At 46.1% G+C, this 9,361-nt stretch carries 12 protein-coding genes; 5 read left to right on the top strand and 7 right to left on the bottom strand.

From position 1 onward, the window contains the following. Nucleotides 1-559 (bottom strand): RNA polymerase sigma factor (locus DDR33_RS00550; protein ID WP_109414163.1); only part of this gene is annotated, 559 nt, incomplete at its 3' end. Nucleotides 560-705: 146 nt separating this feature from the next. Between DDR33_RS00550 and DDR33_RS00545 the strand changes: the two genes are divergently transcribed. Next, nucleotides 706-1,386, top strand: coding sequence for an alpha/beta hydrolase (locus DDR33_RS00545; protein ID WP_109413812.1), 681 nt, complete (start codon nt 706-708; stop codon nt 1,384-1,386). Nucleotides 1,387-1,717: 331 nt separating this feature from the next. Further along, nucleotides 1,718-1,933, top strand: a complete 216-nt coding sequence (locus tag DDR33_RS00540; protein ID WP_146198669.1) for a hypothetical protein — start codon at nt 1,718-1,720, stop codon at nt 1,931-1,933. A gap of 156 nt (nt 1,934-2,089) precedes the next feature. On the opposite strand, the gene DDR33_RS26430 is transcribed toward DDR33_RS00540, so the two are convergent. Then, entirely contained in the window at nt 2,090-2,257 is a 168-nt protein-coding gene (locus tag DDR33_RS26430; RefSeq protein WP_202913619.1) for a hypothetical protein, read from the bottom strand. A 129-nt stretch (nt 2,258-2,386) separates the two neighbouring features. Here DDR33_RS26430 and DDR33_RS00535 point away from each other — a divergent pair, with 129 nt between their 5' ends. Both DDR33_RS00535 and DDR33_RS00530 read left to right on the top strand, forming a co-directional pair. After that, nucleotides 2,387-3,397, top strand: coding sequence for a PorP/SprF family type IX secretion system membrane protein (locus DDR33_RS00535; protein WP_109414162.1), 1,011 nt, complete (start codon nt 2,387-2,389; stop codon nt 3,395-3,397). 112 nt (nt 3,398-3,509) lie between these two features. Then, complete coding sequence (locus tag DDR33_RS00530; RefSeq protein WP_109413810.1) at nt 3,510-3,929, top strand: LiaF transmembrane domain-containing protein; 420 nt, start codon at nt 3,510-3,512, stop codon at nt 3,927-3,929. A gap of 212 nt (nt 3,930-4,141) precedes the next feature. On the opposite strand, the gene DDR33_RS00520 is transcribed toward DDR33_RS00530, so the two are convergent. From DDR33_RS00520 to DDR33_RS00495, 5 genes are all read right to left on the bottom strand, one after another. Continuing rightward, entirely contained in the window at nt 4,142-4,645 is a 504-nt protein-coding gene (locus tag DDR33_RS00520) for a YdeI/OmpD-associated family protein (protein WP_109413809.1), read from the bottom strand. Between the two features lie 7 nt (nt 4,646-4,652). Further along, on the bottom strand, nt 4,653-5,180 hold the full coding sequence (locus tag DDR33_RS00515) for a PALP domain-containing protein (RefSeq protein WP_109413808.1): 528 nt from the start codon (nt 5,178-5,180) through the stop codon (nt 4,653-4,655). 102 nt (nt 5,181-5,282) lie between these two features. Beyond that, a complete protein-coding gene (locus tag DDR33_RS00510; RefSeq protein WP_109413807.1) occupies nt 5,283-6,080 on the bottom strand; it encodes an SDR family NAD(P)-dependent oxidoreductase in 798 nt (265 codons plus the stop codon). Between the two features lie 47 nt (nt 6,081-6,127). Beyond that, a complete protein-coding gene (locus DDR33_RS00505) occupies nt 6,128-7,396 on the bottom strand; it encodes a DEAD/DEAH box helicase (protein WP_238387605.1) in 1,269 nt (422 codons plus the stop codon). Nucleotides 7,397-7,813: 417 nt separating this feature from the next. Continuing rightward, entirely contained in the window at nt 7,814-8,884 is a 1,071-nt protein-coding gene (locus tag DDR33_RS00495; RefSeq protein ID WP_109413804.1) for a hypothetical protein, read from the bottom strand. A gap of 255 nt (nt 8,885-9,139) precedes the next feature. Here DDR33_RS00495 and DDR33_RS25665 point away from each other — a divergent pair, with 255 nt between their 5' ends. Next, nucleotides 9,140-9,289, top strand: coding sequence for a hypothetical protein (locus tag DDR33_RS25665; RefSeq protein ID WP_158280602.1), 150 nt, complete (start codon nt 9,140-9,142; stop codon nt 9,287-9,289). Nucleotides 9,290-9,361: the final 72 nt, after the last annotated feature.

Here is a 9,361-nt window from a genome sequence, read left to right as displayed (position 1 = left end):
AACGGATTCCCAGAATAATCATCAGCAGAATTTCGGTTTTCAGAGCTTTAATTGCTTCATAAATCTGATTATAAACCGTTCTCGTGCTTAAAGAAGTACGGGCAGATATTTCTTCGTAGCTCAGATTTTCATAATATTTCATCATGATGAGCTGTTTTTGCCGTTTAGGAAGCTTTTCAAGAGCTTTTTTTACTTTAAGTTGCATTTCCAGCTCGACCTGCGACTGGATAATGTCATCTTCTTTTGATTGTTCAGCATCCATGTGCTCGTCAGTGCATCCTATGCTGATTCTTCCCCGCTGTTTTAATTCAGCGAACAGCATCCTTCTGAATGAAATGATGATATAAGGCCTGAGATTAAAAGGTTGATTCAGATGTTCCCGTTTGTCCCACAGATAGAGGAAAAACTGATTAATGGTGTCCTTCACCAACCCTTCGTCTTTGCAAATAGAGATGCCGTTTTTAATAAGATCAGGATACAGAAGTTCATACATGGTAAATAGTGCCTTTGAATTACCGTTCGAGAAGCTTATCCATAAACTTTTTTCGTTATCGGTCATTATTTGACATATCCGCTTTAGTGTAACAGGTTTGAGATACAAGACCTAAGATAGGTAAATTTCTGTAAGTTAAATTAATACTATGCTTAAACGATTTTAATATGGGATATACCGGCATTTCGCACAGTACTTTATTTTAGCGGGATATGAAAGCTTATTTTATAAGCGGACTGGGATGCGACAGAAGGGCCTTTCAGAGGATCAGGATGCCTGAGGGTTTTGATATTGTTCATCTCGAATGGATCCCACCTGAACCACAGGAAAGTCTGCATGATTACTCCGTCAGGCTCGCCCGCCCGATAGATGCTTCCCTGCCCTTCATCCTTGTTGGACTTTCCTTCGGGGGAATGGCTGCAATAGAAATAAGCAAGGTTAAGCAGCCGGAGAAATTGTTTTTAATATCGTCTGTTTCTTCGTGGAGGGATCTGCCGTTTTTATACAGGTTTTGCGGGATGCTTTCCCTCGACAGGATCATACCGGCATCATGGTTGAAGAAACCGAATGTTTTTATAAACAGGTTCTTTGGACCTCTGAATAAACAAACAAAGCCTCTTTTTAATCAAATCCTTGAGGATACTGACCCGTTTTTCTTAAAATGGGCACTCGGCAGAATCTCGCGCTGGAGAAATGAGCAGGTGCCTTCATGCCTTGTCAGGATCCACAGCAGAAATGACAGGGTATTCCCCGGTAAAAAGTTCCGGACTGGATATATGCTCAGCCGCGGCGGCCACTTTTGTGTCTATACAAATGGTCCGGAAATAAACCGGATCCTTGCAAAAGAACTTCAAACGATTCATTCTCGTGACACTCCTCCGGACTTGTTGTGATTATAACCGCCGGTCGAATAGTATAATCTCCTCTCATAATAAGATGATAGAGCCTGCTGATAATGAGCAGCCCGGTGATTTTGTGAAGCATCTGGTCTTGCGGAGACCATTCAGAAAGTAAGTTTTACATTTCCTGTAACAAATATTTTTCAATTAGTATGGTAGATTCGGGATATTGTGTTTTATTTGCCCCGGTAAATAATTAAGAATAAATTGGGGATTAGCCATTAATCGTGGTTAATGAGAAACGGGTTGCCTGGTTGAGGCAGCCCGTTTCTTTAAAATGTTAAAACATAATTCTTATTTTTGAGCTATCAATAAAATGCATCTGATGAAATCTGTTTTAAAGAAGGTTTTTTATACTCTTTTGTTCCTGGGGTTTAGTGTCTGCAATTCGTTTGCTGTAAATGTAGCGGATAGTGATATCAGTAATACTGCCGGCTCTAACTCGGGCCATATCAACATAAGTCCGTTTATCCTCGTAGTTTTATTCCTGCTCCTGGCAGCTACTGCTCCTCTTTACACAAAGAACAGGAAAGATATATAGCATTTCGGGACTCTTCAATAGTTCTTACCGGATTAAGAGTAATACCCGGCTTTAGCAGATGCTAAGGTCAGGGGTTTCTTTTTTTTGTATAAAAACAAGAAAGGATGACCATGGGGGCCATCCTCTACCTAACCTTATCAAAATAAACTAAACTCTTTATTTCTTTACAGCTTTTTTAACTTTAGTAGTTTTAACAGCTTTTTTCTTTACTGTATCTGTTTTAGACACCGCAGTTGTTTTTGCTGCTTTTGGCTGAACCGGAGCTGCTGAAACTGCACCGTAAGTGAATGCTACTAATGCTAATGCTAAAATTGTCTTTTTCATGATCGTTTCGTTTTTGTTATTTCAAAGGTGCAATACCAATATGAAGATTTCGTGAAGATGAACATGCTTCATAATAAAAAAATCATCTTTATATTAGTATTGCCGGTCCGGAGAGGAAAGCGTTCGGGAATGAAGAAAGTAATAGCTGTTTTGTTGAGTGCATTTTCGTTCCTGATCACCTTTGGTCAGCAAAAGCCACAGTATACACAGTATGTGCTCAACGGCTTCCTTCTCAACCCTGCTCTCGCGGGGATAGAGAACTATACGGATCTGAAGATTGGTTACAGAAATCAATGGCAGGGTATCGAAGGCGCCCCCGTTACAAGTTTTGCATCTGTCAATACACCCCTTGGTAATAAGTTCCTGTATGGAAGTGCAACTGCATTTGGCGGACAGGAAGACAACCCCATGAACAGGAGCTATAAGCAAAACTATATGGCTGCCGAGCCCCACCATGGTATTGGTTTGCAGCTGGCCAATGACAAGACAGGTCCGTTTTCACGTACGGATATGTCCCTAAGTTATGCTTATCACCTCGGGCTCACTGAAAAACTGAATGTTTCGCTTGGGATTTCAGCAGGGCTTTCCCAGATCCGGATCGATGGTACAAAGCTCAATGCCGAGAATCCTGCGGATGCTTCCCTACCCTATAACAGCAGAAGCCAGGTATCGCCGGATGCCGGAGCAGGGTTGTGGCTCTACGGGCCCTCTTTTTTTGCAGGAGTTTCAGCCCAGCAGCTTCTCCCGCAGAAGTTAAGCTTTGCCCGGAATGCCTCGGCAGAAAGCGGGAAACTGGAACCGCATTTTTTTGTAACAGGCGGTTATAAGTTCTTTCTTGGGGAAGAAATTGCCCTGATGCCTTCTGTTATGGCCAAATACGTCCGTCCGGTGCCGCTTTCTGTTGATCTCAATTGCAAGCTCGCATTTACGGAGAAGTTCTGGGTAGGCGGCAGCTACAGGAAAGGGGATTCATATTCTGCCATGACCGGATTTAATATAGGGCACCTGGTTAATGTCAGCTATTCTTACGACTTCACATCGTCTGAATTAAATACGATCACCAACGGGACACACGAAATAGTACTTGGCCTGCTCCTCAATAACCGTTACAGGCTCAACTGCGCGAGGCGCCACTTTTAACAACTCCGTTTACCGTATAATTTCTGTCACTCGCCGGATTCCTGTGCTCCTTGGCCTAAATGTTATTGCCGGCACCCTGCCTGTGCTATACTTTTGAAGAAAAAGCAAGGTTATGAATAACGCAAATTTCAATAAAACAAACCCTTACAGCAGGAAAGCTGCTGGTTTGATATTTCTCCTTTCAGGTTTTATCCTGTTATCACAGACTTTGGGACTGGACACCGGCATTCCGGACTGGATAGTAAGCTGGCCTGTGCTTCTGATTGTTATCGGGATCTATAGTGGGATTAAACATCACTTCCGCAGGGCCGGAGCTTATTTTATGATTGCGATAGGTTCTGCTTTCCTGGCTGAACGGGTAGTACCTGGGATTCATTTCCACCAGCTGATTTTCCCGGTGCTGATACTTGCCGCCGGCCTTCACCTGATGTTCGGGAGGAAAATGATCATGGTAAGTGGTCAAACAAATTTCCCCGATACCGGTAGTAAAACAGATGAACGGATTAAAAACGATTCTCTTTTTCGGGGATAGCCTGACCGCCGGGTACGGGCTTTTCAATCCCTCACTTGAGTCTTTTCCTTCATTGATCCAGGAAAAGATCGATGGTCTAAAGCTACCTTACAGGGTGGTGAACGCAGGTGTAAGCTTCCGATGGTTTCCATCCTTCTGCAAAGGGCTATAAAATTATCGCTGAAACGGTATGGCAGGAACTTAAGACAGTGATAGGCGCCGGCTGATGCAGCTTATTTTGGACCTTTCTGATTGGTATTTCCCCTGAAAGGGATGTTTTGTAAGATCATGTCGATCGCTTCTGCAATTCTTTCTGCGCCCTGCTCTCCTGTTTTAGCTCCCAGGATCCATTCTGTAAACACTTCCTTTCGTTCGTCAGACAGTGCCGAGAATTTTTTGAAGGCCTCGGGTTCATCCTTCAGGCAGGTCATAAAATCCTCTGTTGTGACAAGTGCCGGCTCCGCTGAGTATAATTCAATCTCTACCCAATCTCCCTCCTTCTTTTTTATTGCGTTCCGGATAGTGGCATTTACGGGGAAAAACAACTGTCCTTTACCCATCGGCATGAGGCTGACATTGTTTAGCTCGTATTGATCAATAGATCCTGATACTTTCCTGGTTCCAAAGTGCTTTTTGCTGTCAGGAGAAAGGCCGGGAAGGCGGACGAAGGTCCATCCTCCTTTTCCCGGAAACTTTTCCAATAGTATCTTAGCCTTAATAAGAAGCGTTTGTTCCATCCTTTTGTCAGGCCGTTTTCTCGCCGACGAACTGATCCTCTTTATATTTGAAAAGGACGTTGAATGTAGTGAGGCTTCCGTAAATCCGGGTGATGTATTGCTGAAGATTTACTTTTTCTTCATTCTCCAGGTTACTGCTGTTGATCCTTTGTTCCATCACTCTCAGTCGATCTCTCACCATCACAATTTTGTTAAAGAACTGATCAATAGGAATGTCTTTTGGTGCTAAGCCGGTATTGCCGGGATGCAGGACCATCTTGCCGTTCTTCCATTTATCACCGAGCGGCACTGTTTCTGTCACGTCAGACCATCTCTGAAGTAATTTCTTAAGGGTTTGTTCTACATCATAGGCGCTTACCATATCGGTGTCAGGTACCATTTCGTCGATAACTTCAAGAGGTTCGCTGACGGGCAGCTCTTTATATCCTCCATCAATAAATGTGACCATATAAGCGTCAGATCTTACATTGATCACTACTCCTTTACCATATTTCCCGTGCTCTACGCGCGAGCCGATTCCAATATTGTCTTTCATAACAGCTTGAACTGGTTAAAGAGGCTAATATATAAAAAATGGAGGGTTTAGTAAACAGCAGGGTGCCCTTTAGGGGACACCCTGCTGCTGTCTTTGACAGCCTTAATTATCAGAAGGTTCGTTTTGCTTTCGCATGTTTTCAGCAGACATACTGTCGGACATCAGTGCCGACATACCAGTCTGAACTTTATTCTTAAGTCCCGATATCACTTTGATTTCTCCGTTCATCAAAGCTTTGTAGCCATCTTTCGCTACATCTGCAGGGTCAGAAAGAGTGGTTTCCTGAACAATTGTGGCATTTTCTCCGTCGGCTTTGGCAAAGAAATCGGTGTCTGTAGCCCCCGGAAGAAGAGCCGTAACGGTAACATTTGTGTCCTTCAGTTCGTTGTGCAGCGCTTCTGAAAGAGATAGGACATATGCTTTGGTTGCATGATAGACCGCATGGTAAGGGCCCGGAACTTTTCCGGCTATGGAGGCCAGCTGAAGGATCTTTCCTTCATTTCTCTCAATCATTTCCTTCACAAAAAGTTTTGTCAGGATGGTGAAGGAAGAAATGTTTAATTGTATTATTTCCAGATCTCTCTGTATGTCCGTGTCGGCAAACAGTCCGAACTGCCCCTGACCGGCATTGTTTACGAGAACATCCACCTGGAGCCCGGTGTCTTTTACTTCCTGGTACAATTCAAATGCAGCTTCGGGACGGAAGAGATCTTTTACAACAGGCAGAACGCTGGTCCGGTACTGAAGGGTGAGTTCAGAAGCCGTCTGATTCAATTCTGCCTGGTCTCTGGCAACAATAATCAGGTTGTAACCGTTTTCAGCGAACAATTTGGCCAGTTCAAAGCCAATGCCGCTCGTTGCGCCTGTTATCAGGGCGTGCTTGTTTCTTGTGTTTTCCATGGGTAGATTGTTTTACAATCTACCGCTAAAATGGTGCCAGCCGGGGATTAGTTATTGCCTTCTTTTTTTACCTGAGGCTTTTGATGGTGCCCGCCGGCGGGCTTCTTCTTTTTGTTCTTAAACTTTAGATTGGGGTTCCTGTTTTTTCTTTTGTTTCCTGATGCTCTCACTGCCTTGAATTCCGGCTGTTCCCCTATTTCAGGTGGCAGCGGCATTACCTGGACTTCCCTCCCTATCAGAGCCTCAATGCTTAATAATTTCCGCTGGTCGCGCTCATTTACCAGGGTAATAGCGGTTCCTGTTGTTTCGGCTCTCGCTGTTCGTCCTATCCTGTGGATGTAATCTTCAGCATCGGAAGGAGCATCGAAATTGATTACCAGGCTTATTCCTTCAATATCTATCCCCCTGGAAATAACATCAGTGCCGATCAGAACCTGCAATTTCCGGTTCCGGAAGGCAAGCATGATCTCTTCACGCTCCGCCTGTTCAAGGTCGGAGTGAAAGGCCTCTACCTGGACTTTGGTTTTCTTTAAAGTTTTAAAGATCTCTTTTACCTTATCTTTTGTGGAAGCAAAAATGATGACGCTTTTATATTCCTTCTGTTGCAGAAGTAAGCTTATCAAAGGAATCTTTTGCGTATCCAGCACTTTATAGACCTGCTGATCGATCCCTTCCGCAGGCTGTGATACTGCAAGATTGATTTGCGAAGGATTCTTCAGAATTGTCCTGGCCAGAGTTCTTATCCTCGGAGGCATGGTCGCCGAGAAAAGCACGGTCTGCCTCTTTTTGGGAAGATAGCTGATGATCCGCATGATATCATCGAAAAAGCCCATATCAAGCATTCTGTCAGCTTCGTCAAGAACAAGACATTGCAGGTGTTCCGGTTTGAAAGCTCCGGCATTGATGTGCGCAATGAGACGTCCCGGCGTAGCAATAACAATTTCAACCCCCTCTTTCATAGCACGCTGCTGCTGGCTGTAGACGATCCCGTCTCCACCGCCGTAGACGGCCAGTGAGCTGATCCCGGTGAAATAACCGAGTCCTTCCACCTGCTGGTCTATTTGCTGTGCAAGCTCCCGCGTAGGAGCTAATATGAGGGTGTGAGTAAAGCCCTTTTCCGATTTGGAGATATTATTAAGCACCGGTAAGAGGTACGATGCTGTTTTGCCGGTACCTGTCTGAGCGCATGCTATCAGATCCAGCCCATTTAGAACGACTGGGATAGCTTCCTGCTGTATCAGAGTCGGTTCACGGTATCCCATGCTTAAAATTCCTTCAAGCAAAGGTGTTTCAAAATTAAAATCGTGGAATGTCAATAGTTGTATTGTATATGTTTTATCGGTTGCAATTTAAAGATTATACGTCAATAGCCAAAGAGTGTTTCAGGTTTCGTTCCCGAAGTGTTACATGTTGTTCTGAAGGAGATGAGAACCTGCTGCAAATAGCATCCGGTATTTCGGGAACTAAAAGCTGCCTTTTCTTGATACCTGCCCGCTTTTATGCCGGAAAGCCGGGTCCGCTGGGAGCTAAAATCAGTAAATCAGCAGCTTGCTAAAAATAGTTTTTAATTTAAAGTGCAGCTTGCTCCCTTCTCCAAAAGTGTAAGAGGACATGAAACAGATTGATGAGCCACAGCAAGGATGCCTTACATGCCGTCCCTGCAACTTCCATTTAAGTCCGCCCCCTATATTCCTTCCCTTAAAGAGAAACCCGTTTTAAAGACAAACCCACCTTTAAAGAGAAAACCTCTTTCCCAGAACAAAAGGCGTCCCCTCATCACCATCAGTGCTCAATCTTTCCTTCGCGCTCAACACACCCTCCGGACTCACCCCCCTCTCATTCTCTACAACACCCTCCGGACCGTTTCTTCCCGTGCCACTTCCCGCTATTCCATCCGCCCGAACCCTCCGGCCGCCCCTTTGCTCCCTCGCCTTCCTCTTCTGCGCCACCTCAGCCATCTTTTCCAACAACTCATTCCCCGCATAACACAAGCCCGGGTGACGCCCCCCGGCCTCTTTCCTCACTTTCAGCGGCTCCTGCAACGAAAGAGGCTCCGTCGTCCTGAAAGCCGCCAGGATCGCAGCAGGGCTGAACGAAGGAGTATTGACCAGGCCGCCCCCTGCACCCGTATCACTAACGCCCAGGCAGTCCAGTGAAGCCGTCACCAGTACCATACACCCTTCCGGGATCGTCCCTTCCATCTCAAAGTCCAGCGCCTCCATGTCCTTCCAGTCCGTCACCGTCACATCCTTTACCGCCACGTATTCATAAAATTCACTGCGGAAGTTCAGGGCCGTGACCAGGAACCTCAGCCGGTAGCTGTCTGCCGCCTCTATTACCGCAGAAGGAATTTTCAACCCGCTAAGCTTGCCCCATCCGTCCATCTGCACGCGGACCTTTCCCCCGCTGGTCAGCGAGACCGTGGGCCTCACCCTCAGGGCTTCCCGCAGCGGGCTGTTCGCATTGAACTCGAATCCTTCCAGGCAGCTCAGATCGCCGTCGTGCAGGTCCCTCGCCCCGCGCAGGGCGGTTTTACTTCTTAAGATACTCTGGTAAACAGCGCTGTTGAAGCGGTTCACCATCGCCCCGTCATGCCGGTTGCGGAACACCGAGCGCAGGACCAGGCGGATAGCAGCTGCCGCTGTGCTGGCCACCCCGAACTCACCGGCACTGGCCTGACTGGCAGGGGTTTGCTTTTTCTTTCGTTTGGGAAGGCCCTGCACCACCGTACTGTTGCGGAACCTGCGGAACACTACGGTACCCGCCGTTCCGTGCAGGGCACCATTTCTTTCTAATATTGCCATATTGTTTGTCTTTTGTGGCTGCAGAAGCGTCGGAGGCCCGGGAGGATCATGTTCTCTGAAGGAGGTTCCTGGAGGGTCAGGGGCGCCGGTGCTGCCGGCTATGAGAGTAAAGTTGGGATATTACAGGACAGGGATCAAGTGCTGATTGTTATTTAGATGAATTCTAAATAAAGCTATGTATTTACAGGCTAAGTACCATACAGAACCCGCCTTTTTAATAAGAAAGGCGGGTTCTATGCGGGACTTAAGAGGGAGATGAGCGGCAACGTTCAGACTTTAACCAGGAGGTGGTCAGGGGATGATCTGAGCCTGGATGGGGAGGATCTAAACCCGGCCGGGGAAGATGCCAGCCTGTTCCGTCGCCAGTCTGATCCGAAAAATCTCCATCTTTTATTTACCATATAGGCCAGAGATATGTAATCATATTCATTTGTTGTTAAATAATTAGCCGGCATCTGGCCATCCGCTCATCAAGCT

It is taken from the genome of Pararcticibacter amylolyticus (assembly GCF_003130405.1).
Lineage (GTDB): Bacteria > Bacteroidota > Bacteroidia > Sphingobacteriales > Sphingobacteriaceae > Arcticibacter > Arcticibacter amylolyticus.
This window is presented reverse-complemented; position numbering and strand designations above follow the sequence as displayed.

Excerpts from the sequence above, each read along its gene's own strand:
- DDR33_RS00545 (WP_109413812.1), top strand. The coding sequence starts at position 706 with ATGAAAGCTTATTTTATAAGCGGACTGGGATGCGACAGAAGGGCCTTT.
- DDR33_RS00540 (WP_146198669.1), top strand. The coding sequence starts at position 1,718 with ATGAAATCTGTTTTAAAGAAGGTTTTTTATACTCTTTTGTTCCTGGGG.
- DDR33_RS26430 (WP_202913619.1), bottom strand. The coding sequence starts at position 2,257 with ATGAAAAAGACAATTTTAGCATTAGCATTAGTAGCATTCACTTACGGT.
- DDR33_RS00535 (WP_109414162.1), top strand. The coding sequence starts at position 2,387 with ATGAAGAAAGTAATAGCTGTTTTGTTGAGTGCATTTTCGTTCCTGATC.
- DDR33_RS00530 (WP_109413810.1), top strand. The coding sequence starts at position 3,510 with ATGAATAACGCAAATTTCAATAAAACAAACCCTTACAGCAGGAAAGCT.
- DDR33_RS00520 (WP_109413809.1), bottom strand. The coding sequence starts at position 4,645 with ATGGAACAAACGCTTCTTATTAAGGCTAAGATACTATTGGAAAAGTTT.
- DDR33_RS00515 (WP_109413808.1), bottom strand. The coding sequence starts at position 5,180 with ATGAAAGACAATATTGGAATCGGCTCGCGCGTAGAGCACGGGAAATAT.
- DDR33_RS00510 (WP_109413807.1), bottom strand. The coding sequence starts at position 6,080 with ATGGAAAACACAAGAAACAAGCACGCCCTGATAACAGGCGCAACGAGC.
- DDR33_RS00495 (WP_109413804.1), bottom strand. The coding sequence starts at position 8,884 with ATGGCAATATTAGAAAGAAATGGTGCCCTGCACGGAACGGCGGGTACC.
- DDR33_RS25665 (WP_158280602.1), top strand. The coding sequence starts at position 9,140 with ATGAGCGGCAACGTTCAGACTTTAACCAGGAGGTGGTCAGGGGATGAT.